Source organism: Ignavibacteriota bacterium (assembly GCA_016708125.1).
In the GTDB taxonomy this organism is placed as follows: domain Bacteria; phylum Bacteroidota; class Ignavibacteria; order Ignavibacteriales; family Melioribacteraceae.
Genome location: JADJGF010000001.1, coordinates 2,276,187 through 2,301,732, shown reverse-complemented (window position 1 = coordinate 2,301,732; position 25,546 = coordinate 2,276,187). Strand labels below are relative to the sequence as shown.

Genomic DNA, 25,546 nt, shown 5'->3' with positions numbered 1-25,546 from the left:
AAAAATTAATATGTTAAGTAAAGTTATAGAATTTAGTTTAAAGCAAAAGTTTGTAGCAATTTCATTAGTGATTTTAATGACTGTTGCCGGACTTTCGGCTTTTTTCAATATACCAATTAATTCTTTACCCGATGTTACGCCAAATCAAGTTTTGGTTATAACCAAAGCCGGAAGATATTCTCCGTTCGACGTTGAAAAATTAGTAAGCTATCCCATTGAAACAGCAATGAACGGCTTGCCAAATGTTTCTGAAGTTAGATCCATTTCACAATTTGGATTATCTGCTGTAACAATTGAGTTTGAAGAAGGCACAGATACATATTTTGCAAGATCAATGGTAAGCCAAAGAATTCAATCAATTCAAGATGAATTGCCGGAGGGAGTTTCCGCACCTCAACTTGGACCAATATCAACAGCTTTGGGAGAAATTTATCAATATGTTGTTCGCGGTTACGGATATTCCTTAACAGAATTACGTGATATGCAAGATTGGCTTATTGCTCCTCAATTAAAAACAGTAAAAGGTGTAACAGAAATAACAGCTTTTGGCGGATTCGTAAAACAATATGAAGTAATTACAATTCCGGGAAAAATGAGATCTTATAATTTGGGATTAAGAGAAATTACAGAGGCAATACAAAACAACAACAGTGTATCGGGCGGAAATTATTTAGAACATAATAGAGAACAATATATAATTAGAGGTTTTGGACAAATAAGAACAAAGGAAGATATTGAGAATATTATAATATCAAACAAAAATAATAAACCCGTATATGTTAGAGATGTTGCCGATGTTTCTTTGGGAAAACAATTAAGACAAGGCGCTGTAACTCAAGATGGAAAAGGTGAAATTGTAACCGGTATTGTAATGATGCTAAAAGGCGGAAACGGAAAAAACGTAATTGAAGAAGTTGAAAAAAGAATTGAAACTATAAATAAAGGTTTACCCAAAAATGTAAAAATTGAAAAGTTCTATGACCAATCTGAATTAATTGCAAGAACCACTTCAACAATTTGGGTTAATCTTATTGAAGGCGGATTTTTTGTTGTTGCAATACTACTTCTGCTTTTGGGCGAAATTACGGGGGCATTAATTGTAGCTTCAGTAATTCCATTTTCTATGTTATTTGCATTTATAGGAATGAAAGAATTTGGCTTAGCGGCAAATCTAATGAGTTTAGGCGCAATTGATTTTGGAATGGTAGTTGACGGCTCTGTTGTTATGGTTGAAAATATTGTACATAAACTCCAAACAAAAAGTAAAGATGAATCCGTTGATTCTGCAATATTATCAGCATCAAAAGAAGTTTCCCGCCCAATATTTTTCGGAGTTTTAATTATCCTTATGGTTTACGTTCCAATTATGACTTTTCAAGGAATGGAAGGAATTTTATTTAGACCTATGGCAATTACAGTGGCAGCCGCTGTTTTAGGTTCTCTCATTTTAGCATTGGTTTACGTTCCGGCAATTTCCGCATTGATTTTTAGAAAAGGTATAAAAATTAGAAAAAATTATTTAATTGATTGGCTAAAACCAAAGTACAAAAACTTTTTAGAAAAATATTTAGTTAAACGAAATAAAATTATTTCAGTTGCGCTAAGCGTGTTTGGTATTTCAATTTTTTTGATGTTCTTTTTGGGAACTGAATTTTTACCGGAACTCGATGAAGGCTCAATTTTAATTGAACAAATCCGTATGCCTTCCGTAACTTTGAATGAATCTGTAGAAAATGCAAATTGGTTATCGGGAATATTATTGAAAAATATTCCGGAAATAAAAACAATTGTGCCCAAAACCGGAAGATCGGATTTAGCAAATGATTGGATGGGTGTTCACCAAACTGACATTTGGGTAATATTAAAACCTATGGATGAGTGGCGTGATGGAATTACTAAAGAAAAAATAATTGAAAAGATTGAACCATATTTAAAAACCGAGCCCGGACTTTCATATAATTTTACGCAGCCAATTGCAATGCGTGTTGATGAACTTACAAGTGGTGTTAAGTCAGATGTAGCCGTAAAAATTTATGGTGAAGATCTTGATGTACTAAATAATATTGGGAATAAATTAGCAGAAATAATTCCAACATTAAAGGGAACCGATAATTTCTTTTTGGAACAGACAATCGGTCAACCGTATATTACAATTGAAATTTATAGAGATGCAGTTGCATATTATGGATTAAATGTTGATGATGTTCAAATTGTAATTGAAAGCGGAATTGGCGGACAAGTTGCAAGCGAAGTTTTTGAAGGACAAAGAAGATATGATATTGTTGTGAGATTTCCGGAAGATGTTAGAAACTCTTTTGAAAAAATTATGGACGTTCCCGTTTATTTGCCCGGCGGTGATTTTATTCCTCTTAAAAGAGTTGCCAAAATAGTTTCGCAAGAAGGACCGCGAGAAATTGCGCGTGAAAATGGTTGGCGAAGATTAATTTTAGGTATCAATCTTGTTGGAATTGATATTGGCACATATGTTAATAATTTGCAAAAAGCAATTGATGCCAAAGCAAATATTCCACCAGGATATTTTTTAGAGTACGGCGGTTCTTTTGAAAATCAAAAAAGAGCAATGAATCATTTAATGATTGTTGTTCCGCTTTCGCTTTTAATTATTATCGGCTTAATGTATATGATGTTTGGACAAATACGATATGCAATGTTAATTTTAATTAATCTTCCATTTGCATTATCCGGCGGAATATTTTTATTATGGATTAGAGGATTGTATCTTTCGGTTTCTGCAAGTGTTGGTTTTATTGCTTTGTTTGGCGTTGCCGTATTAAACGGAATTGTTTTAATTGCACATCTAAATGAACTTAGAGGAAAAGGTTTTTCATTGAGAGAAGCCGTAATTGAAGGTTCTGCAAATAGATTACGCCCGGTTCTAATGACTGCATTAGTTGCAAGTCTTGGTTTCATTCCGATGGCATTTAATACCGGTCCGGGTTCCGAAGTTCAAAGACCTTTAGCTTCTGTAGTTATTGGTGGATTGATTACTGCAACTTTATTAACTTTAATGGTGCTTCCAACAATTTATTATTGGTTGGAAAATAAAAAAGAAATTAAAAAATAATACTTACTCTATGTGAATATTTTAAATAAAATAAATCTTCAGCCTAAAAGTTTTATACTGATTTTTATTGCCGTTGCAATTTTAGTAATAACATCAGCTCTTTTTGAATTTCACCAAAGTAAAAAAGAGCTGTATGATTTAATGGCTGAACAATCACATTCTCTTTTAGAAACTACTTTAGCCGCTTCAACAAATGCTTTACTTTCTTATGAATCAATTGATTCTGAACTTAAGAATCGTTTATTAAATAACGCCAATCTTATAAAATTATTGCTTGATAAAAATCAAATTAACAATGAAATTTTAAAACGTATTGCCGATCAAAATAAAATCTACAGAATTAATATTTTTGATAAATCCGGCAAAAAATTATTTACAAACCATAATCCAATTCATACGGATTTAGAGCCAAAATTTGAACCCAAAGAAATTCTTTCTCCAATATTTAACGGATTAATCGACACACTTTTTCTTGGTGTAAAACAAGCAAGATTCGAAAGTGGATATAGATTTGCGATTGCCGTAGCTGCAAAAAACAGAAGTGCAATTGTTCTAAATTTAGATGCTGAAGAAATTTTAAATTTCAGAAAACAAATTGGATTTGGAAGTTTATTAAAAAAACTAACGGCTAATAAAAATCTTGTTTATGCCGTATTGCAAAACTCTAATGACGTTTTAGCTGCTTCCGGAAATATTTCCAATCTCGAAAATATTGAAGATTCGGATTTCCTAAATAAATCACTCATTGATTCTACTTTTGCTTGGCGGACGATTGATCTTGATTCATTACAAATTTTTGAAGCTGTTCATCCCTTTGCACATAATAACAGAATTGTTGGATTATTTAGATTAGGAATTTCACTTGAACCTTTGAATGCAATTAATCAACGAATAATTAGAAGATTAATTATAATCGGAATAATATTATTTGTACTTGGTTCACTGCTTTTAGTTTATATATTCACAAAACAAAATTTTAATCTCCTTCAAAAAAAGTTTAACGTAATGGAAGGTTATTCAAATAAAGTAATTCAAAATGTAAGCGATGGTGTTATTGTTCTTGATGAAAATAATTATGTTAAAATTATTAATTCTGCCGCACGTAAATTATTTCAAATAATTAATCCTACTCTAAATTCACAAAAATTAAGTGATTTGATTTCGCCCGATGAATATCATGATTTGTTGAATTCTTCAAAAGGATTAAAACAAATTGAATGCACAATAAATAATCATAAAAAATATTTACTTGTTTCAAGAAGTGAGTTTTTCACCGAGAATAATTTGCCGAACACAATTTTAGTTATTCGAAATTTAACTCAACAAAAATTATTAGAAGATCAAATTCAGCGGAAGGAAAGGCTTATTGCAATGGGCGAACTTGCTTCGGGAGTTGCTCACGAAATTAGAAATCCCTTAAATACAATAAGCACAATCACTCAGCAATTAAACAAAGATTTTGAACCAATTGAACGAAACGAAGAATTTCACACACTTGCAAGTTTAGTAAACAAAGAAGTTAAAAGAATAAATGAAACGATAAATAGTTTCTTAAGATTTGCAAAACCGGAGAAAATTGTTTTAAAAGAATTTCAATTATCAGATTTGATTAAACAAATAGAAGATCAATATATGCCAATGTTAATCGAAAAATTTATTGCGTTTGAAAAAATTATTGAATGGAACGGAATTGTAAATTGGGACCGCAATCAAATTCAGCAAGTGTTAATGAACTTAATTCAAAACTCTTTTGATGCAATAGATAATGGTGGGAAAATAATTCTTAAAATTTTTCTTGAAACAAATGAACAAATTAGAATTGAAATTATTGATAACGGAAATGGAATTCCGACACATATTTTAAATAAAGTTTTTAATTTATATTTTACGACAAAAGCCAAAGGAACCGGAATTGGTTTAAGTTTGGTTCAAAGAATAATATTTGAACACGGCGGAACTATTTCAATTGAGAGCGAAGAAAATAAAGGTACAAGTTTTATAATTATATTACCTCAATTTCCAATTACAAACAAATCAAATTAATTATGAAAAAATTATCAGTACTAATAATTGATGACGAAGAATCGCAATTACATTCGTTAAAAAGTTTTTTAGTAAGAAGAGAATACGAAGTTTTTACCGCATCGGATGGAATGAAAGGATTTAGCATTATTCAATCCAATTTTATTGATGTTGTACTAACCGATTTTAGAATGCCTAATTGGGATGGTTTTACAGTTTTGAAAAATGTAAAAGAATTTAATCCGGAAATTGATGTGGTTGTTATTACGGCTTACGGAAGTGTTGAAGATGCGGTGAGCATTATGAAAGCCGGCGCGTATGATTATCTATCTAAGCCAATTGATTTAGACGAGCTTGAAAATTTATTAAACCGAATTAGAGAAAAAAGATTTTTGTTTTCGGAAAATAAATTATTAAAGCAGCAACTTGAAGAAAAATTCAAGTTTGATTCAATAATTTCTGAAAGCGGAATAATGCAAGAAGTTCTAAATACTGCCGCCCGCGTAGCGAACAGCAAGGCTTCTGTTTTGGTAAGAGGTGAAAGTGGAACCGGAAAAGAATTAATTGCAAAAGCAATTCATTTCGCAAGTCCCAGAAAAGACAAACCTTTTGTAACCGTAAATATTTCTTCACTTTCCGAAAATTTGCTGGAAAGTGAATTGTTCGGACATGAAAAAGGATCTTACACCGGTGCAACAAATTTGCGTATTGGAAGATTTGAAGAAGCTAACGGAGGAACTTTATTTATTGATGAAGTCGGCGATATCCCTTTGCAGGCTCAAGTAAAACTTCTTAGAGCAATTCAGTTCAATGAAATTCAGAGAATTGGCGGAAACGTAACAATAAATGTTGATGTTAGAATTATAACTGCTACTCATAGAAATCTTGAAGAAATGATTAAGCAAAGTGAATTTAGAGAAGATTTATTTTATAGATTAAATGTTGTTTCAATTTGTCTGCCAAAATTAAAACAAAGAAAAAGTGATATACCAATTTTGATTGATCATTTTGTAAAAAAGCATTCCGCAATAAATCAAAAAAATGTGCAATCTGTTTCTTCGGAAGCATTAGATATTTTAATGAAATATGATTACCCCGGAAATATTCGTGAATTAGAAAATATTATTGAACGAGCCGTTGTACTTTGCAGATCTGATTATATTACAAAGTCTGATCTTCCGAATCTTATAAATAAAATTTCTGAGAAAAAAATTTTTGATACAACAAATTTAGAAGACGGTTACGAAAACAAAGTTAGATCTTTTGAAAAAGAAATTATATTAGAATCACTTAGCAGAACAAACGGAAATAAAAGTGCCGCGGCACGATTGCTGAATATTACCGAACGTCATTTGAGATCAAGAATTGAAATTTTAAATATTATTTATACGAAGGAATAATTAATTAGATTTTTTTATTCATAATTTTTAAACAAAAAAAAGAGAAGCTTAGGCTTCTCTTTTTTCTTCACCAAAAATATTTTTTTAGTTTCTACCGGATCTCTTAACTGTTCCTTTTGAACCAGTTCCATCGCAAACACCGGTTCCAGAACCAGCACCACTAACTTTACCATAACCAGTACCGTCTTGTGGTCTTACTTGTGTTCCACTTCCGTCTTTTAATCCATAAGCATTTCCAGTACCTTTACCTTGATTATCAGTACCAAAATTATCACAAATTCCGTCACCGTCTGCATCAACCCAGTTTGTTCCATGAACTACATCATCTGTTACCGGAACAACGATATCTTCTTGTGCAAAAACTGTTGAACTTAAAAATGTTAAAACTAATAACATAGCTGCAAGATTGATTATACTTTTCATTTTGTACTCCTTTGTTTGTTGATTATTGTTATGCTCTAAACAAAGAAAATAACGTGCCATTTTTTATAATTCGATTTTTTAATTAAATCGAAGAAAATTTGAAATGTTATTGATTCTTATTTACTTATCGGTCGGGTAGTTCGCCTTATGTGTCGAATTGATTTGAATTATATTCTGTTGATAAAAAAAATGCCAACCATAAAATTATGATTAGCATTTTTACATTAGTGAGATAGACTTTTATAATACTATAGTGTGTTTCATAGTTTTGTTTGAATCGGACATATCAAAATTATTTCCGGAAATTGAATTTACAAAAAGTGCACATCCTTCCATTTTTACAATTCCTAAATTTTCTGCAAGCCATACATTTGCTTTATATGTTTGAATTTTACTTGCAAGAATATTACTCATATCCGGAATATTTATTGTAACTATATATTCAATTTTTATTGCGGGAATTTGTTCGGATTCAGAATTCAGCTCAATATTTTCTTCGCCTAAATATTTTGCAATTAGAGTAAAAACTTTAAACTTCGCAGTTCCCATTGACGCATATGCATTATAAACTTCCCAAGTAGAATTAAGTTCAAGTGGAAATTCAACAACTTTAAAGGATTCATCTAATTCAAGTTTTACAGTTATTCCCAATGAATCTGGAATTAGTTCTGAAGATCCTGTTGTATCAGCTAAAATTTCAATTGAGTTTTCCGAAACTTTAATTTTTGTTAGAAGATTTAATCCTTGCAGATAATTATAAATTTCGCTGCAAACAAAATAATCCGATTCTATTTTATCAATGGATAAAGTTCTTTGTCCAATTTGTACATAATTTCCCGAAATTAAATCCAAAGAATCAACATTATATGTAAATGATTTTCCAACCTCGATTGGAAAATATTTTGCTATTTCTTCAGAATTATCATTTGCTGCCGGATCATTTGAATCCGATGGACTTTCCGAACAGCCGAAAAATATTGCAAGTATAATTACGGCTAAAACTTTACTAAATATTTTCATTTTTCAATTCCTTACTGCCTTTATAAATATTATTACTATTTGTACTAGAAAATTTTATACTGAATTTTGTGCCTATTCCCTTTTTGCTGCTAACTTTTATAAAAGCGTCATTTAATTCGCAATATTTTTTTACTAATGCTAAGCCCAAGCCATTTCCGTCAAACTTTCTTCTATAGCCGCTTTCCTCTTGCGTAAATGGTTCAAAAAGAGTTGGAAGAAATTCGTCTGAAATTCCAATTCCCGTATCTTGTATATCAACACTTAAATTTCCATTTTCATCATTATAAACAATAATTTCTACGTTACCTTCTTTTGTATATTTCAATCCATTATCAATTAGATTTACAAATAGTTGAGAAAGTGAATATTTATCACCTAAAATATTTGTTCTTTCCGCAGTGTTGGAAAACTTTAATTCCAAACCTCTTTGTTTCGCTGTATGTTTAAATTCTTCATAAAGGTTATTTAGAATATCAGAAACCAAATCAATTTGCGTGCGGAAAGTTTCAAAAGTGCCAGATTGAAACTGTGCCATATTTAAAATTGAATCAATAGTTCTTGTTAAACGTCTGCTTCCTAAATCAATTGCATGAAATAATTCTTTATAAGTTGATGCCTCATCTTGATTTAGTTCGTTTTGAAGCAAAGAAATATAACTTAGGATTGTATTTATGGGAGTTCTAATTTCGTGAGACATTCCAGCTAAAAATTCTGTTTTTAATCTATCAGATTCTTCAGCTTTTTCTTTAGCTCTAATTAATTGAGCTTGATGTTGTTCTTGAATTGAAACATCTTCAATTGTTCCGTCAAAAAATATTCCGTTCTTATCACCTTTAATTAAATTACCGTTTATACTTACAGTAATTAATGATCCGTCTTTCTTTTTTACAATTTGTTTATTGCTGTTTATTGCACCTTCAAATTTTATTTTATCAATTAAATTATTCCAGCCTTCAATTCCATTTTTTAATAATGAATGAGTTTTAATATTTAATAATTCAGTTGAATTTGAGTAACCAAGAATTTTTACTAATGCCGGATTGACTAAAACGAGAGAGCCATCAATTTTTGTTCTAAAAATTCCCATTGTTGAATTTTGCACCAGACTTCTAAATCTTGCTTCATTTTCTCTTAGCTTTGCTTCCATTTTGTGTTTATACAAAGCCATTTCAATTGTTGTGTTTAATTCTCTTTCTTCGAATGGTTTTATAAGATATCCAAACGCATCAGAAACTTTTGCTCTTTGTAGTGTTGGTTCATCGGCGTTTGCAGTTAAGTATATTACCGGAATGTCAGAAAATGATCTGATTTTTGTGGCAGTTTCAATTCCATCAATTTCACCTTGAATCATAATATCCATAAGGATTAAATCGGGTTCTTCCCTTATTGCATTTTCGATTGCCATTTGTCCGTTTGAAACAATTCGCATAACTTCATAACCCATTGCCTTTAAGCGCTCGGCAATTTCCATGGCAATAATTATTTCATCTTCAACGACAAGTATTTTTGCTTTATCCATAATTAGTTAACCTGCTTTTGCATATTTAGGATCTTCGAAAACGAGTTTAACAGTTGTACCATTTTTATTATAAAACTCTACTTTGCCATTTAGTTGAATTGTTAAATTGTTAACCAACCTAAGTCCTAAAGAATCCGATTCTTCAATCTTCAAATCACTTGGCAGTCCCTTTCCATTATCGCTTATTTTTAATATTAGTTTATTGTTTTCATTGTGACCCATATCAACTCTTATCTCACCGCTTGCTTCATTATCAAATCCATGCTTTAACGAATTTGAGATTAATTCATTTATAATTAATCCGCATGGAACAGCCATATCAACGTTTAATTCAATATTGGCAATGTTGGTTTTTAACTTAATTTTATTTTGATTAACACCGTATGATTGGAATAAATAGTTTGTAAGTTTTTTTACATATTCTTTGAAGTTTATATTTGCTAAATCACCGGATTGATAAAGTCTTTCATGGATTAGAGCCATTGATTTGACTCTATTTTGTCCTTCTCTAAACATTTCTAAAGTAACCGGATCTGTAATTTTTTTAGATTGAAAAAAGAATAAGCTTGAAACTATTTGTAAATTATTTTTTACTCTATGATGTATTTCTTTTAGCAAAACTTCTTTTTCTTCTAACGATTTGCCAATTTCTTTTTCGGCTTTTTTTCTCACATCATTTTCTTTTTGAAGTGATCTTAAAGCACGTTCAAGTTCAACGGTTCTATCAACAACGCGGGCTTCTAATTCTTTATTAATAATTTCCATTTCAACAGTTGTACCGGCAATTTTTTCTACCATTTCATTAAATGAATTTGCTAAATATCCAACTTCGTCATTGCTAACAACTTCGGCTCGTTGTGTATAATCGCCGTCTCTAATTTTGTTTACCGTATTAACAAATTTTGTTAAAGGTTTTGTAAAATACATTCCAATTAAATAAACAAGAATACTTCCAACAATAAATAATAGTAAGCTTACAATTCCAATACTGAATCTTAGTTCTTCAATTTTATCATAAACCAATCTTAAAGAGTAACCAATATAAATATTACCAACCGTTTCGCTGCCCATTAAAATTGGAGCATGGATTTTCATAATTTCCCATTTTTCTGAAATTCCATTTCCTTCCATTTTAGTATAATTATTCATTACTGCAGTAAAGTAATTGAAATCGAAAAAGAGAGAATCTGCTTTTTCAATTACTACATATCTAATTTCTTCATTTTTAATTAAAGCTTCAATTTCATCAACGGAAGTATTGTTTTCTTGAAAATATAATCCGGAAGAAATTCCATATGCCGCAATTTTTGCAACAGAATTTGCTTTCTCTCGCAAGCTTTCAATTCTTTCCTGCTCAAATTTTTCCGGGAAATAGATAAAAATAAATAATGAGAAAAGTCCCAATAAAATTGTAAAAAGTGATGTGAGTTTAAATTTTAGAGAAATATTTAATTTGTATTTTTGCTTCATAATTTAGTTTTTGCAACAATTAAACATTAAAATTCAGAAATTCCTAAATACATAAACAATTTTATAATTTAGGTTTTAGCAAACTTTAAAAAATATTTAATATACTATCGGATAAGAAATTTGTTATTTGAGAGATGTTTGATTAATTATTAGAAATAAAAAGTGTTGAAGATTTTACTTTTTTACTCTATAAAAATTTGAAATTCTTCACCATCTGGTCTTAACGTATCATACATTTTTCTAAGTGAAGTATAGGCAGCTTCATTACCTCTTCGTGCGGCTTGTCTATATAATTTTGCAGCTTGAATTTTATCGATTTTTACTGCAATTCCTTTTTCGTAACAATTAGCTAACGCAGCTTCTGCTAAAACAGATCCTTTATTTGCGTATTCTTTTAATGATTTTAGAAATTCGGAATTTGTATTATTTTTTTCGGAATTAATTTTTAGGAATGCTAATCTAACTTCTGCTTCACTACTTCCTAACTTTACGGCTTTTTCAAAATATTCAATTGCTTTAAGCGAATCTTTATTAACTAAAGTTCCGGTATAATAAGCTAAACCCAATTCTATAATTGAATTTATATGATTTTGCTTATCTGCTTTTTTTAGCAAATCAAAAGCTTCGGTTTCCGTTAGGGAGTAATCCATTCCTAATGCAATCAATCCAGCCCAAATATACATTGCTTCTGGATTATTATTTTTTACTTCATTTTTAAGAAGATTATAAAAATTGTTACTTCGTGAAATTTTCAATAAAGGTTCGGCTGCTTTAAATGAGCCAAGTCTAAATGCTTTTAAATAATTTGCGGCTGCAAGAATTTTATTTTTTTCAATTCCAATTCCTTGATCATAAAGTTTAGCATTTATTAATAATGCTTCGGGACTTCCCGATGCAGCTGCATAATCTATTAAACCCAATGCTGATGTGTCTTTTAATTGTTCTTGTAATTCATCGGGATTAATATTTAACATTTTTTTTACTTCACTTTTTTGGGAAGTTAAAATTTCATTTAAATATTTTTTTTCTTCATCTTCGGAAAGAGTATCAGATTTAAAATCAAAATAATCTAAATTATAATCTTCAAGTGTAAAAGAATTTTCATTTATTGTAGGCTTGGGTTGTGAATTTTCATATTTTGTTGAATCATTAGCAATAGCAATTCCATTTTTTTTAAATTCCTCTAAAACAAGTTTAGCTTCCTCAAAACCTCTATCGGCAGCCTTTTTTAACCATTTGTAAGCTTCATCTAAATTTTTATTTACTATAAGATTATCTGTGTGAAGCAACCCATAAATATATTGGGCTTGCTCCATTCCGCTTTCTGCAGCTACTTTAAAATTCTTAAATGCTTTAAATGGATTCCATTCAATTCCAATTCCGTTACTTAACATTATTGCATAATTAAAATTTGCTGCGGGTAAATTTTTTGATGCCGCCAAGCCAATCCATTCTGCAGCTTTAGTGGAATCAATAGGAACGCCTATTCCAAGAATATATCTTATTCCTAATTCATGCTGAGCAAACGGATCACCGCTTTTTGCTTTTTCTGTTAAAACAAATGCAGCGGCTAAATTATAGTTTGGATATTTAGGTTTTATTAAGGGAGTTTTATATTGTAATCCGGTTTTTTTAATAACTTCACTTTTTACATTTTCTTGGCAAAAAATTACTGCGGGGAAAAGAATAATTAAAAGGAGAATTTTTTTATACATAAGATGGTTACAGAAACTATTCGGCATTATTTTATGGTTTTAACCATAGTGAAAATATTTTTGTTCCCATCGCGTAAATAATTTGTTTCATCCATAAGCTGCTCAATTATGAATAAGCCCATACCGCCTTCGGGAAGGCTTTCAATATCGTTTGGGTCAAATTCAAGAGTCGGTTTGTTAAGGTTAGAACGTTCTATTCCGAAATCCGATAAAATTACTTTAAACTTATTACTGATTATTTCCAGTGAAATTTCAATTGTATTATTTTCTTCGCCTTTATATGCATGTTTAATAATATTATTTAAAGCCTCGGCAAGACTTAATTCAATTTCTCTAATACTGTTTTCAGAAATAAAATGATCTTCGCAGAATGTTTTTGTAATAAAACAAACTGAATTAACATTCTTGTATTCACTATTAATAATAAATTTTTTCGTGTTCATTTAATACAATGATTATCGAAAATGGAAAAACATTTTTAACTATCGAAATTTAAGTATCAAAAATATAATAATTAAAACTAGTTGACAAAAAAAATCCAGCAAAAAGCTGGATTAAAAAAATGCATCAAAAAGAAATAAAAATTATAAAATTTTTACATCCTGAGCTTGAGGACCTTTTTGACCTTCACCAACAGTAAATTCTACTTTTTGGCCTTCTTTTAAAGATTTATAACCATCTCCAACAATAGATTTAAAGTGAACAAATAAATCTTCACCTTCAGATTGTTGAATAAAGCCATAACCTTTTGAATTGTTGAACCATTTTACGGTTCCTTCTTTACGCTCTGCCATTTTACAGCTTTCCTTTAAATAATGATAAAACAAGGAGTTGAACAGAGCTTCAAAATAACCACAAAAACAAAATACTACCTTGAAAATTGCTGATCAACCACTTACTTATTTATATAACCTCTTTAGAAGTTATTACGGAGAGTTAGGTACTCTCCAAGTCAGTAAACTTATTTACTTTTTTTTCTAAAATCAAGCTTTTTTAATAATATTGTGCCCAAAAAAATGTATAGTAAAAATATTCTAGAAATACCTGCATCTAAATAAACTATATCGGATATTATAGTATTATTATACTCGATTTGTTGATAGGTTTTGTTTTTTCTAATTAAGTGGTGAAAATAAATCTTTCAATTTCTTCTATAAACCTCAGTAATAAATAAAATAATCAATGTCTTACAAATTAAGGAAAAAGGGAAATTATCCATTTTATTCTAATGGAGATAACTCTATGCAAAGCATTTATGAAAATAAGAATTTTTATTTGTCTGCATTTCTAATTGCTTCCGGAATTAAATTGCTTACTCACCGCAGAGACGGAAGCATTACGGTCTTCGGGTTTGAAACTTCAAGGATACTTCGGTGATAATTTTCGATTAGCTTTTCCATACCGTAGCTCGGAAGGATTTATAACCGGATTTATGAAAAGAGCTACCGCTCCTAAGGGAATAACTGTTACTACTTTTGATGGTAAACCTCATGATTGTGTGAGATGGGACAGCACACCGGGACTTGCCAAAGATGATTTATTCGGGTTGGATAAAGTTGACAAGTCAGAACAAACTTTAATTGTTGTGGAAGGATATCTCGATGCGATATACCTTCAAACTTTGGGAATGAATAATATTACTGCAGTAGGACAAGGAATGTTTGGCAAGAAACATTTAGAAGGGTCAAGAACAAGAAAGATAAAAAATGTTGTTATTGCATTTGATAATGATAAAGTCGGACCAAAAAATACATTGGAAGCAGTTGAGTTGATACTTAAGAACAGCAATATTATTCCTTATGTTATTGATCCGGTAAATTATGGAAACGTGAAAGATCCCAATGAATATTTTAAGGCTTATGGTTTCTGGACTATTAAAAAGACGGTACCGTCTGGTATGAAAACCGGAATCTGATTTTTTTTATTAGCAATTTTGAAGGCAAAAATAAGGTGAGGAAAATATTTACGCGAAGTCGTTTTATAAAATTTTAGTTGAAAATAAAGCGTTTTGATACTATAAAACCGTTCCATCCTTCTGGATCATTTACATTTATTAGAGATGAACATTGTCTGCCAACAAAATTTTCCCAAAGGTTCATTTTTTTCTGTAAATAATGATATGAATATTTCCAGTTTTAATTTTACGGATATTCTAGAAAAGTTGTGAATACTACTAGTACTTTTCGGATATCTGAACTATCATTCCCCTTTTCAGATCAGAGTTAGAGCCAACCAATATCTACAGAAAATCTGCAATTAAAAACCATAATTTAGCAAGCTAAAATATTTCAATCATTCTTTGAATAGATAGCCTTGCTTTATCAGCAATTTCTTTATCAACTTTTACTTCATATTTTTCAAATAATAATGATTGATACAAATTTTCTATTGTGTTCATTTTCATATATTCACAAATAGAAGCGTCGCTTGCCGGATGAAATATTTTCTCCGGATTGTTTTTTTTCATTCTATGTAAAATTCCAATTTCCGTAGCTATAACAAATTCATCTGAATCCGATTCATTAACTCTTCTTAACATTCCTTCAGTAGAATAAATATTTAGTTTTAAATCGGGATTTTGTGAAGCTTTAAACATACATGATGTTGAACAACCGCATTCCGGATGAATAAGGAACTCCGCATTTGGAAATTTATTTTCAGCTATGTCAAAATCTAATTCACCAATTTTTTCATGAACATGACAAGCTCCCTTCCATATCTTAATATTTCTAGTTGTTATGTATTTAACATAATTTCCTAAATACTGATCGGGCAGAAAAAGTATTTGTTTTTCTTCCGGTATGGAATTAACAATTTTTACTGCATTTGATGAAGTACAACAGTAATCAGTTTCAGCTTTTACTTCAGCAGTTGTATTTACATAAGAAACAACAACTGCATCCGGATTTTCTTTTTTCCAATTTCTTAATTGCTCAACATTTATAGTATCAGCAAGTGAACATCCGGCATTTAAATCGGGAATAATAACTTTTTTTTCTGGTGCAAGAATCGAAGCTGTTTCAGCCATAAAATGAACACCGCAAAAGACAATCATATCAGCTTCTGATTTAGCAGCCATCTGACTTAATCCAAGAGAATCTCCAACAAAATCAGCTATATCTTGAATTTCGCCTATTTGATAATTATGCGCAAGTATTACTGTATTTTTTTCTTTTCGTAATCTATTTATTTCATTAATTAATTCTGAATTATCCATTTTAAAATTCTTTCATTATTTAATATACATACCAATATCAAATGCTTTAACTGAATGTGTTAATTCTCCTACCGAAATAAAATCGACTCCGGTTTCTGCAATTGATTTTAATTTTTCCAATGTTACATTACCGGAAGCTTCTGTTAATGCTTTTCCATTTATTAATTTGATTGACGTTTTCATTTCATCAATTGACATATTATCAAGCATAATTATATCAACATTTAAATTTAAAGCTTCTTGAACTTCATTTAAATTTTTAGTTTCAACTTCTATTTTAAATTTATTCTGGTAAGTATTTCTAACTTGATTAACCGCATTTGTAATACTGCCGGCAACTTCAATATGATTATCTTTTATCATTACAAGATCATACAAACCAAATCTGTGATTGGTTCCTCCGCCAATTTTAACGGCATACTTGTCCAACAATCTATAACCCGGAATTGTTTTTCTTGTATCAAGTAATTTAGTTTTTGTACCTTTTAATTCATTTACAAATTGAAATGTTTTTGTAGAAATTGCAGACATTCTTTGGATAAAGTTTAATGCAATTCTTTCCGCAGAAAGTAACGAGTTATATTTCCCAGAAAAATTTGCAAGAATTGAACCATTAATAATTTTTTCTCCATCATTAAAATTACTTTTCCAATTTAGATTAATATCAAATTTTTTAAATACTAATTCTGCAACTTGTAATCCACACACAATTCCATCATTTTTAGATTTCAAAAATCCTTCTGCATTGTCTGATATTGGAATAATAGCTTCTGTAGTAATATCACCCGTTTTTATATCTTCTGATATTGCTAAATTTATTAATGCTTCTAAGTTTTGTAAATATTCTTTTTCATTACTCATACTTTTATTCTTTGTCAAATCTAATTGGAGAATCTTTTCTGAAAATAAAATGTCCGAGAAATTTTTCATGTGATTTTGTAAATTCACTTCTTTGATGCGTTCCGCGGCTTTCTTCTCTTTGCAGTGCAGCTTTAATTATCATTTCACTAATATCAATAATACTTTTTATTCTAAATGAATAATATTCAAATTCTTTCTGATCAGCAAAATTTTTGTAGTTGTCTAATTCCTCAAGTGCAGAATTCAATAGTTCGTTGTTTCTTACAATTCCAACATTGTTGTTTAATAATGTAGCAATTTTATTCTTAAAACTTAAAAAATTATTCACTATTGAATTATTAATTTTGTAATTAATATTTTCAAGTGATTTGTTAAAAACACTATCTGAAATATTTGTAATTTCATCGCTGCTAATTTCGACACATCTTTTCGCAAAAACTAAGCATTCCAAAAGTGAATTGCTTGCTAAACGATTTGCTCCATGAACACCGGTTGCTGATACTTCGCCGCATGCAAATAATCCTTTAATATTTGTTCTTCCTTCGGAATCAGTTTTAATTCCTCCAATCATATAGTGAGCTGCTGGTGAAACCGGTATTAAATTCTTTGTAATATCGATGTTATATTCAATAGCTTTCTCATAAATGGAATTAAATCTTTCTTTAATTTTGTTTGCATCCAAATGTGTAAGATCGAGAAATACAGATTTTATTTTTGAATTTCGTAACTCATAGAATATTGCCTTTGAAACAATATCTCTTGGCGCTAATTCTCCTTTGGGATGAATATGCTTCATAAATCTTCTTCCTTCCCCATTTACTAAATATGCACCTTCACCTCTTATTGCTTCAGTAATCAGAAAGGTTTGATCGTTCTCCGAGTAAAATGCAGTTGGGTGAAATTGTAAAAATTCCATGTCGCTTATTTCAGCACCAATATTATATGCTAAGCTAATTCCATCACCGGTTGATGTGTAGGGATTTGTTGTACGAGAAAATATTCCAGAGCCGCCACCAGTTGCGAGGATTGTAATTGGAGCATAAAATAAATATTGTTCTTTAGATTCCCATGAATATGAATTTGCACCATAACAAACTTCATTTTCACTTAGTAATTCAAGCACTTGAGTATTTTGAAATATATTAATATTTTTTTTTGATTGCACCAATTTCGATAAAAAATCAACTACTTTACTTCCAGTCGCATCGCCGCCAGCATGAAGAATTCGTCTATTGCTGTGTCCGCCTTCTAAACCAAGATGTAATTGATTTTTAACTTTATCAAACTCCATTCCCCATTTTATTAAGTCATTAACTCTTTCTATTCCATCGTTTACTAAAATTTCAACCATTTTTTTATTGCATAATTCACCACCGGCAATAATTGTATCTTGATAATGTATTTCTGGTGAATCTGATTTATCAATTGCAGCAGCAATTCCCCCTTGTGCCCAATATGTGCTGCTAATATTAAATTTACTTTTTGAAACTAAATTTACAGAACCATATTCAGATGCGTAAATTGCAGAAGTTAATCCAGCTAAGCCGCTTCCAATAATAAGAAAATCTGATTTGACTATTTGTTTTTCCATTTTCCCTTTTTATCAAAAAAAATAAATTAAAAAAGAAGATTATATCATAAATATTACTAAAATATTTTTTTAATATTAAATTATTGTTAAATAGATAAAAATTCTAATAAAGTGTTTTCAAATAAAAGTTATTAATAAATTCAATAATCTTTAAGAATTAAATTCAATAAACTAATTATTTGCACTTGAAAAATATTGTTTCTCTAATTTCTAAAACACTATTAATATTTTTATGAATTCTTAGAAAATTAAAAGCAATACCTATTTTCATAAGATTAAAATGAAGTTCGTTATGTGCTATTCATAAAATCAAATTTTGTTAGAGTTAGTAATATTTTCTATCTTGTTTTATTAGTCTATAAAATCTATTTTTGAACTCAATATTTGAATCTATCTCTATATGAGAAGATTACAATTTTTATAATTTATAATATTGGACTTGATCAAATTGACAGGTACCTTAAATGAAAAACCAAATCTTACAACATTTCTTATTTACATTCTTAATTTCAATTTGCATTATTCTTTATCTGAACAAAAATCAAAGAACATATCAATTTTTTTATTCAAATAAATTTGAAAGTAAGAATCATGAATAGCATAATTGATTTTCAATTAAATAAAAATAATCAGATACCAATTTCAATTGTAACTTGTTATGATTTCTGGAGTGCAAAAATAATTGATAATTCCGAAATTGACGCTGTTTTAGTCGGTGATAGTTCTGCAATGGTAATGCATGGATTCAACTCAACAATAAATGCTTCAGTTGAAATGATTGAAACGCATGTAAAATCAGTAAGAAAAGGAACTGATAAATTTTTAATTGCCGATTTGCCTTTTTTACTTCATCAAAAAGGTAACCACGTTTTTATGGAATCAGTTGATAAGTTGATGAAAGCCGGCGCACAAGCACTTAAAATTGAAGGCGTTTTCGGTACCATTGAATATATAAAAATATTAACTGATTCCGGAATTCCAGTATTTGGTCATCTTGGACTTACTCCGCAATCAATAAATAAATTTGGAGGATATAAAGTTCAAGGAAAATCTATAAAAGAATTTGAACTAATTTTAACTCAAGCAGTTGAATTAGAAAATGCTGGATGTTCAGGAATTGTATTAGAATTATTATATTCGGAATTAGCAAAAGAAATTACAAATAAATTAGAAATTCCTACAATTGGTATTGGCGCTGGTCCGCATACATCCGGACAAGTACTGGTTCTGCAAGATTTGTTAGGCCTTAACAATGAATTCAATCCAAAATTTTTAAAGAAATTTTTAAATGGATATGAATTATTTCAATCTGCATTAAATGAATTTAATAAAGAAGTTAAAATGAAAATTTATCCATCACAAAAAGAAAGCTTTTAAATGGAAATATTTTACTATCCGGTTGAATGGACAGAGATTGTAAGATCGCATAAACTAAAGAATAAAAATATTGGTTTTGTGCCTACAATGGGTGCATTGCATGAGGGACATATTTCATTAATAAAAAAATCAAAATTAGAAAATAAAGTTACTGTAGTAAGTATTTATGTGAATCAAACACAATTTAATGATCAAAATGATTTAAAAAATTATCCAGCAAATTTTGATGCTGATATTGAAATATTAGAACAGAATAAAGTAGATTATTTATTTCTTCCTAATTATGAAACAATATATCCTGATGATTATAAATTCAAAATTACGGAAAATGATTTAAGTTTAGATTTATGCGGAGCTACAAGAAAAGGTCACTTTAACGGCGTATTAACTGTTGTCTCAAAACTTTTTAATATCATAAAACCAACTAATGCATATTTCGGTGAAAAAGATTATCAACAGTTTTTACTTATTAGAAATATGGTAAAAGCATTATTTATGGATGTAAATATTATTTCTTGTCCAACCTTTAGAGATAAAGATGGTTTGGCATTAAGTTCAAGAAATATATTGTTAACTCAAGAAAACAGAATTATTGCTTCAGAATTTCCAAAAATTTTAATGTCGCATAAAACTATTGAAGAAAAGAAATCTGAGCTTATTAAATCCGGTTTTAAAATTGATTACATAGAAGAAAAATTTGATAGACTTTTTGGCGCTGTTTATTTAGGAAATGTGAGGTTAATTGATAATGTCAAAATATAAAATTCTTATAAAGATAAGTGGGTCAATTGCAGCATATAAAACAGCAATGCTTATTTCAAAATTAGTGCAAAACAATTATGAAGTTAAAGTTGCTGTTTCAAAAGAAGCACTAAATTTTATTGGTATTGCTACACTGGAAGGATTATCTGGAAACCAAGTTCACGAAGATCCATTTGAAAACGGTAAAATGATGTCACACATTGATTTAGTAAAGTGGGCAGATTTAACGATTCTTGCACCAGCAACTGCAAATACAATTAACAAATTTGCAAGTGGAATTGGCGATAACTTAATAACTTCTCTTTTCTTAGCTCATGATTTTACTAAACCATATGTTATTGTTCCATCGATGAATACAAAAATGCTTGAACATCCTTCGACTCAAAATTCATTAGCTTTATTAAAAAGTTGGGGAATTTATATTACCGAAACCAATGAAGGCTATTTAGCTTGTGGAGATATTGGAAAAGGTAAAATGTTGGAACCGGATTTAATTTATGATTTAATTGAATCGAAATTAAAGAATCAAAATAATAATTCGCATAAGAGGATTTTAATAACAGCCGGCGGTACAAAAGAAAATATTGATGGTATAAGATTTTTAACAAATTTAAGCACCGGAACAACTGCATCTAAAATTGCACAATATTTTATTGATAATAAGTATAACATTACTTTTCTTCACAGTGCAGATTCCAAAATCCCATTGGGAAATTTTGAGGATATTACTTATACAAATTTTGATTCTTTAAATAATTTGCTAAAAAATATATTAAGAAATAATAATTATGATCTCTTAATTCATAATGCTGCAGTAAGTGATTATTCAATTAAAGAAATAATTGTCAACAAAGAAAATTATGAATTACCTTTAAAACAAAAATTGGATTCTGCAAACAGTGAAATTCTATTTAAGCTCTCACCAAACTTCAAAATTGTAAACCAATTAAAAAAATATTCTCAAAATAATTCTATAAAACTTGTTTCTTTTAAGTTCACAAATTCAAATGATTTAAATGAAATTAATTCTAAAGTAAATGATTTATTAAATAATTCTAATTCTGATTTAGTTATTCAAAATGATTTGTCTTCCCGAGGAAAGAATATTCAATATGAATTTAATTTTTACAATAAAAACGGATTTGTAAAAACAGTAAAAGAATCGGTCAATATTGGAAAAAATATTTCACAAATTTTAAATATTTAAAGGATAAAATATGGTTCTTTGTTTAGATGTTGGAAATACACAAATTCATGGTGGGGTTTTCGTAAATTCAAAAATTAAATTTCAATTTAGAAAAACTTCAAGAGGACAATTTTCTTCAGATGAAATTGGATTGTTTCTTAGAACTGTATTAAGAGAAAATAAAATTGAGTTAGATGCAATAAAAAATGTTTCTATATGCAGTGTTGTTCCGGATGTTGTACATAGTATAGTTAGCGGATGTATAAAATATTTTCATATTAATCCGTTTATTTTAAAAGCTGGTGTAAAAACCGGTCTAAAAATTAAATATAGAAATCCGCTTGAAGTCGGCACCGATAGAATTGCAAACGCAATAGCCGCACAAAAATTATTTCCGAATCAGAACTCAATTATTGTTGATTTTGGAACCGCTACAACTTTTGATGTAATAACAAAATCAAAAGAATACTTAGGCGGTTTAATTATTCCCGGAATAAGATTATCAATGGAATCATTAAATAAAAATACTGCGCAGTTACCAAACGTGGAAATCTTTAAACCACAAAGTGTGATAGGACGCAGTACCGAAGAAAGTATTCGTTCCGGTTTGTATTTTGGACAAAAATCCATTGTCGAGAATTTAAGAAAACAAATAAACTTAGAAGCATTTAACGATGAAAATTCAATAATGATTGCTACGGGAGGTTTTTCAAGTTTATTCGAAGCTGAAAATATTTTTGATATTATTGTTCCTGATCTTGTACTTATTGGTTTACATGAAGCTTTTCAAATGAATAATAAGGATAAATAATGTTAAGAACTTTATTAAAATCAAAAATTCACAGAGCTACAGTTACGGGTTCTGATATAAATTACGAAGGCTCAATAAGTATTGATAAAAAACTAATGATTGCTGCCGATCTTGTTGAATATGAGAAAGTTGAAGTTTATAACATAAATAATGGTGAAAGATTTTCAACTTATGTTATAGAAGGTGAAGATGGAGAAATTAGTTTAAATGGAGCCGCTGCAAGATTAGTTCAAATCGGTGATCATATAATTATTGCTAGTTATATTTTGATTAAAAATGAGAAAATAAAATCTTACAAACCTAATATAATATTAGTTGACAGTACTAATAGTTTAATATAATTATTGTTTTTATTAATTATTCATTTGCTTTTATCGAAAGATATTTTGCATGCAAAAATATATTTATCAATGTTAATTAAGTAGATATTTACTAATAAATTTTTAACAATTAGTTAATATTGAATTAATATTGGTTTAACATCTCACACCTACATTTCTATTGCTATTTAATCTGATAAGTATAAAACTAATTTTTGCTTGTATTGTATAAATATGCAATCATCAAAAATTTTAAAGAAAAGAGAAATAAATGACAGATTTTTTCTGGGGAACTTCAACTTCAGCATTTCAAATAGAAGGAAATATTTCAAATGATTTTACCGATTGGGAAAATCTTGGCAAATTTCGAAATAACGGTTCAAATCCTTTATACGAAAATGGAAGCAACCACTGGAATCTTTGGAAAAATGATTTTGATTTCCTAAAAGAACTTAATTTAAATTCATATAGATTTTCTGTTGAGTGGTCACGAATTGAACCGGAAATAAATAAATATTCGGATAAGGCTTTAAAGCAATATTCGGAAATGATTGATTATTTACTCGAAAATAATATTGAACCATTTTTAACTCTTCATCATTTTTCTCATCCAAAATGGTTTCATGAATTTTCACCTTGGCATAAAAAAGAATCGGTTTCTACTTTCTGCAATTTTGCAAAAATAATTATTGATTTATTTGCGGATAAAATAAATTATTGGATTTCTTTCAATGAACCAATTGTTTGGGCTTTAGCAGCGTATGGTGATGGTAAATTTCCTCCTGGTTATAAAGACTTAAATTTAATGATGGATGCAATTTACAATATGATGGAAGCTCATATTTGTATTTATGACTATCTAAAAAAGAGAAACCCTAATGCAAAGCTGGGAATCGCTAAACACTTTATAATTTTCAAAGAAGCAAGAAATTGGTTTTTTCTTGATAAAAAAGTAACAGATAATGTTGATACTTTTTTCAACAAAATGTTGTTGGAAGCATTTCAAAAAAACAGAATTACACATTGGTTCCCTGCAATATTAAAATATGATAAACCTATTCCACTTGATAATAAAATAGATTTTTGGGGAATAAATTATTACTACAGAATTTATAGTCAATTCAAATTTAATTTGAGGAATCCGGTTTTTCTTTTTCCTAAAGAACCTGAGACTGATATGGGCTGGGAAATTTATCCCAAAGGATTAAAAAAAATTATAAAATTTGTAGCAAAGACTGGTAAAGAAATAGTTATTACTGAAAATGGAATTGCAACGGAAGATGAGGACTTAAGAAAATATTTTTTAAAACGGCACCTAAAAATTCTTAATAGAGCAAGACATAAATACAATATTACCGGATATTTTTACTGGAGTTTAATTGATAATTATGAATGGCTAAAAGGCAAATCAAAAAGATTTGGACTTATTAAAATTGACTATGATAACGATTTCAGAAGAATTATTAAACCAAGTGCTTTATACTATTCAGATTTAATAAAAAAATATTCTCAACAGAAAGATGAAGTTTTTAAACAATAATAATTGCAAATAATTTTAGGATATAATATGGAAAATTTATTTATAATAATTTTCTCTATAATTATTTCAATTGGAATTATTTATCAAATATTATCTATAATCATTTTAAAAAAAGAGTATTCGAAAAAAGTTAATACTAATATTTTAGAAAAAGATAATTATCCTTCTACGAGTATTCTGAAACCAATTAAAGGAATTGATGATCAGCTTGAAAATAATTTGAGATCATTTTATAATCTTGATTACCCGAATTATGAAATTATTTTTGGAATTCATACCAAAGACGATCCGGCAATAGAAATTATTAGAAATATATCTTCTGAATTTTCTAAGATTAAAACTAAAATTGTAATTGATAATTATATGATTGGTCTAAATCCTAAAATAAATAATCTCTATAATATGTATCCAAAATCAAAAGGGAGTTTTATTTTAATTAGTGATAGCAATACTCGTGTTGAACCAAATTTCTTAAAATCTTTATTGAGTGAATTTAATGATAAAAATGTTGGACTTGTAACCGCATCAATACGTGGAGTTGGCGCAAGAAACATCCCTTCAATTTTTGAAAATATTCACTTAAATTCGTTTATGCTTCCAAGTGTATTTACGGCTTCAAGAATTGCAAAAATCTCTATTGTTATTGGCAAATCAATTTTAATCCCTAGAAAAATTTTGAATCAAATTGGTGGATTTGAAGCATTTAGAAATTATTTGGCAGAAGATTATTTAATGGGTGTAAAAGTTGAAGAATTAGGTTATAAAGTAAAAACATCCTCAACATTTGTAGATAATATAAATGAAAATTTGACATTGAATAAATTCTTAAATCGTCATTCAAGATGGGCAAAAATGCGCGCTAAAATCAGACTGAACACATATTTGTTGGAAGCCTTCTCAAACCCAATATCAGCTAGCTTTATTTTAGCTTTAGTATTGTTTAGCAATTTTGGTTTTACACAATTTTTTATTGTAAGTTCACTCAAAATATTTTTGGATTTCATTACGTTAAAAATTATTAAATCTGATTTGAAATTTTATTATCTATTATTAATTCCAATAAAAGATTTGATTATTGGTTTATTATGGTACATACCATTTATAAATTCCGAAATAAATTGGAGAAATAATATTTTCAAAATTAGAAAAGATTCTCTGCTTCAACCAATTTAACATTTTAGTTAAAACTAATAACTATAAATATTTTTCTAAATTATGAAATATTTA

Annotated in this window: 21 protein-coding genes; 11 read left to right on the top strand and 10 right to left on the bottom strand. The window is 29.0% G+C overall.

What is annotated here, in order from left to right:
• Nucleotides 1-10: 10 nt before the first annotated feature.
• Genes IPH62_10075 through IPH62_10065 form a run of 3 tightly spaced genes read left to right on the top strand, consistent with a single transcriptional unit; the run spans nucleotide 11 to nucleotide 6,507 of the window.
• The gene (locus IPH62_10075; protein ID MBK7105617.1) at nucleotides 11-3,085 is read left to right on the top strand and encodes an efflux RND transporter permease subunit; all 3,075 of its coding nucleotides are present in this window, start codon (nucleotides 11-13) and stop codon (nucleotides 3,083-3,085) included.
• A gap of 12 nt (nucleotides 3,086-3,097) precedes the next feature.
• Nucleotides 3,098-5,128 (top strand): ATP-binding protein, encoded by a 2,031-nt coding sequence (locus tag IPH62_10070; protein ID MBK7105616.1) that lies wholly within the window; start codon nucleotides 3,098-3,100, stop codon nucleotides 5,126-5,128.
• Between the two features lie 2 nt (nucleotides 5,129-5,130).
• Nucleotides 5,131-6,507, top strand: coding sequence for a sigma-54-dependent Fis family transcriptional regulator (locus IPH62_10065; protein MBK7105615.1), 1,377 nt, complete (start codon nucleotides 5,131-5,133; stop codon nucleotides 6,505-6,507).
• Between the two features lie 84 nt (nucleotides 6,508-6,591).
• On the opposite strand, the gene IPH62_10060 is transcribed toward IPH62_10065, so the two are convergent.
• The 7 genes from IPH62_10060 to IPH62_10030 form a co-directional block, all read right to left on the bottom strand.
• The gene (locus IPH62_10060; GenBank protein MBK7105614.1) at nucleotides 6,592-6,930 is read right to left on the bottom strand and encodes a hypothetical protein; all 339 of its coding nucleotides are present in this window, start codon (nucleotides 6,928-6,930) and stop codon (nucleotides 6,592-6,594) included.
• 240 nt (nucleotides 6,931-7,170) lie between these two features.
• Complete coding sequence (locus IPH62_10055; GenBank protein MBK7105613.1) at nucleotides 7,171-7,950, bottom strand: hypothetical protein; 780 nt, start codon at nucleotides 7,948-7,950, stop codon at nucleotides 7,171-7,173.
• Nucleotides 7,937-9,469, bottom strand: a complete 1,533-nt coding sequence (locus tag IPH62_10050; GenBank protein MBK7105612.1) for a response regulator — start codon at nucleotides 9,467-9,469, stop codon at nucleotides 7,937-7,939. Before IPH62_10050 ends, IPH62_10055 begins: the two co-directional genes overlap by 14 nt.
• Before the next feature lie 6 nt (nucleotides 9,470-9,475).
• Complete coding sequence (locus IPH62_10045) at nucleotides 9,476-10,939, bottom strand: HAMP domain-containing protein (GenBank protein ID MBK7105611.1); 1,464 nt, start codon at nucleotides 10,937-10,939, stop codon at nucleotides 9,476-9,478.
• 182 nt (nucleotides 10,940-11,121) lie between these two features.
• Nucleotides 11,122-12,654: a sel1 repeat family protein gene (locus IPH62_10040; GenBank protein ID MBK7105610.1), complete on the bottom strand. Its 1,533-nt coding sequence runs from the start codon at nucleotides 12,652-12,654 to the stop codon at nucleotides 11,122-11,124.
• A 26-nt stretch (nucleotides 12,655-12,680) separates the two neighbouring features.
• Nucleotides 12,681-13,097, bottom strand: a complete 417-nt coding sequence (locus tag IPH62_10035; GenBank protein ID MBK7105609.1) for an ATP-binding protein — start codon at nucleotides 13,095-13,097, stop codon at nucleotides 12,681-12,683.
• Nucleotides 13,098-13,238: 141 nt separating this feature from the next.
• On the bottom strand, nucleotides 13,239-13,448 hold the full coding sequence (locus IPH62_10030) for a cold-shock protein (protein MBK7105608.1): 210 nt from the start codon (nucleotides 13,446-13,448) through the stop codon (nucleotides 13,239-13,241).
• A gap of 557 nt (nucleotides 13,449-14,005) precedes the next feature.
• Here IPH62_10030 and IPH62_10025 point away from each other — a divergent pair.
• Nucleotides 14,006-14,569, top strand: a complete 564-nt coding sequence (locus tag IPH62_10025) for a toprim domain-containing protein (GenBank protein ID MBK7105607.1) — start codon at nucleotides 14,006-14,008, stop codon at nucleotides 14,567-14,569.
• Between the two features lie 363 nt (nucleotides 14,570-14,932).
• Here IPH62_10025 and nadA read toward each other — a convergent pair whose 3' ends face one another.
• The 3 genes from nadA to nadB are packed head-to-tail and all read right to left on the bottom strand — an operon-like array spanning nucleotide 14,933 to nucleotide 18,323.
• Entirely contained in the window at nucleotides 14,933-15,871 is a 939-nt protein-coding gene (gene nadA / locus IPH62_10020) for a quinolinate synthase NadA (protein ID MBK7105606.1), read from the bottom strand.
• A gap of 15 nt (nucleotides 15,872-15,886) precedes the next feature.
• Nucleotides 15,887-16,732, bottom strand: a complete 846-nt coding sequence (gene nadC, locus IPH62_10015; GenBank protein ID MBK7105605.1) for a carboxylating nicotinate-nucleotide diphosphorylase — start codon at nucleotides 16,730-16,732, stop codon at nucleotides 15,887-15,889.
• Between the two features lie 4 nt (nucleotides 16,733-16,736).
• Nucleotides 16,737-18,323, bottom strand: coding sequence for an L-aspartate oxidase (gene nadB / locus IPH62_10010; GenBank protein ID MBK7105604.1), 1,587 nt, complete (start codon nucleotides 18,321-18,323; stop codon nucleotides 16,737-16,739).
• A 591-nt stretch (nucleotides 18,324-18,914) separates the two neighbouring features.
• Between nadB and panB the strand changes: the two genes are divergently transcribed.
• From panB to IPH62_09975, 7 genes are all read left to right on the top strand, one after another.
• A complete protein-coding gene (gene panB, locus IPH62_10005) occupies nucleotides 18,915-19,700 on the top strand; it encodes a 3-methyl-2-oxobutanoate hydroxymethyltransferase (GenBank protein MBK7105603.1) in 786 nt (261 codons plus the stop codon).
• On the top strand, nucleotides 19,701-20,462 hold the full coding sequence (panC, locus tag IPH62_10000; protein ID MBK7105602.1) for a pantoate--beta-alanine ligase: 762 nt from the start codon (nucleotides 19,701-19,703) through the stop codon (nucleotides 20,460-20,462).
• Nucleotides 20,449-21,669 carry a bifunctional phosphopantothenoylcysteine decarboxylase/phosphopantothenate--cysteine ligase CoaBC gene (coaBC, locus tag IPH62_09995; protein MBK7105601.1) on the top strand — a complete coding sequence of 407 codons (1,221 nt, stop codon included), beginning with the start codon at nucleotides 20,449-20,451 and terminating at the stop codon, nucleotides 21,667-21,669. Before panC ends, coaBC begins: the two co-directional genes overlap by 14 nt.
• A 10-nt stretch (nucleotides 21,670-21,679) precedes the next feature.
• Nucleotides 21,680-22,459, top strand: a complete 780-nt coding sequence (locus IPH62_09990) for a type III pantothenate kinase (GenBank protein ID MBK7105600.1) — start codon at nucleotides 21,680-21,682, stop codon at nucleotides 22,457-22,459.
• Nucleotides 22,459-22,800, top strand: coding sequence for an aspartate 1-decarboxylase (locus tag IPH62_09985; GenBank protein ID MBK7105599.1), 342 nt, complete (start codon nucleotides 22,459-22,461; stop codon nucleotides 22,798-22,800). The genes IPH62_09990 and IPH62_09985 overlap by 1 nt, the downstream gene beginning before the upstream one ends.
• A gap of 250 nt (nucleotides 22,801-23,050) precedes the next feature.
• Entirely contained in the window at nucleotides 23,051-24,319 is a 1,269-nt protein-coding gene (locus tag IPH62_09980) for a glycoside hydrolase family 1 protein (GenBank protein MBK7105598.1), read from the top strand.
• Nucleotides 24,320-24,346: 27 nt separating this feature from the next.
• Nucleotides 24,347-25,492 carry a glycosyltransferase gene (locus tag IPH62_09975; GenBank protein MBK7105597.1) on the top strand — a complete coding sequence of 382 codons (1,146 nt, stop codon included), beginning with the start codon at nucleotides 24,347-24,349 and terminating at the stop codon, nucleotides 25,490-25,492.
• Nucleotides 25,493-25,546 lie beyond the last annotated feature (54 nt).

Coding starts and splice junctions, on each gene's coding strand:
- IPH62_10075 (MBK7105617.1), top strand. CDS start 11: ATGTTAAGTAAAGTTATAGAATTTAGTTTAAAGCAAAAGTTTGTAGCA.
- IPH62_10065 (MBK7105615.1), top strand. CDS start 5,131: ATGAAAAAATTATCAGTACTAATAATTGATGACGAAGAATCGCAATTA.
- IPH62_10060 (MBK7105614.1), bottom strand. CDS start 6,930: ATGAAAAGTATAATCAATCTTGCAGCTATGTTATTAGTTTTAACATTT.
- IPH62_10055 (MBK7105613.1), bottom strand. CDS start 7,950: ATGAAAATATTTAGTAAAGTTTTAGCCGTAATTATACTTGCAATATTT.
- IPH62_10050 (MBK7105612.1), bottom strand. CDS start 9,469: ATGGATAAAGCAAAAATACTTGTCGTTGAAGATGAAATAATTATTGCC.
- IPH62_10045 (MBK7105611.1), bottom strand. CDS start 10,939: ATGAAGCAAAAATACAAATTAAATATTTCTCTAAAATTTAAACTCACA.
- IPH62_10040 (MBK7105610.1), bottom strand. CDS start 12,654: ATGTATAAAAAAATTCTCCTTTTAATTATTCTTTTCCCCGCAGTAATT.
- IPH62_10035 (MBK7105609.1), bottom strand. CDS start 13,097: ATGAACACGAAAAAATTTATTATTAATAGTGAATACAAGAATGTTAAT.
- IPH62_10030 (MBK7105608.1), bottom strand. CDS start 13,448: ATGGCAGAGCGTAAAGAAGGAACCGTAAAATGGTTCAACAATTCAAAA.
- nadA (MBK7105606.1), bottom strand. CDS start 15,871: ATGGATAATTCAGAATTAATTAATGAAATAAATAGATTACGAAAAGAA.
- nadC (MBK7105605.1), bottom strand. CDS start 16,732: ATGAGTAATGAAAAAGAATATTTACAAAACTTAGAAGCATTAATAAAT.
- nadB (MBK7105604.1), bottom strand. CDS start 18,323: ATGGAAAAACAAATAGTCAAATCAGATTTTCTTATTATTGGAAGCGGC.
- panB (MBK7105603.1), top strand. CDS start 18,915: ATGAATAGCATAATTGATTTTCAATTAAATAAAAATAATCAGATACCA.
- panC (MBK7105602.1), top strand. CDS start 19,701: ATGGAAATATTTTACTATCCGGTTGAATGGACAGAGATTGTAAGATCG.
- coaBC (MBK7105601.1), top strand. CDS start 20,449: ATGTCAAAATATAAAATTCTTATAAAGATAAGTGGGTCAATTGCAGCA.
- IPH62_09990 (MBK7105600.1), top strand. CDS start 21,680: ATGGTTCTTTGTTTAGATGTTGGAAATACACAAATTCATGGTGGGGTT.
- IPH62_09985 (MBK7105599.1), top strand. CDS start 22,459: ATGTTAAGAACTTTATTAAAATCAAAAATTCACAGAGCTACAGTTACG.
- IPH62_09980 (MBK7105598.1), top strand. CDS start 23,051: ATGACAGATTTTTTCTGGGGAACTTCAACTTCAGCATTTCAAATAGAA.
- IPH62_09975 (MBK7105597.1), top strand. CDS start 24,347: ATGGAAAATTTATTTATAATAATTTTCTCTATAATTATTTCAATTGGA.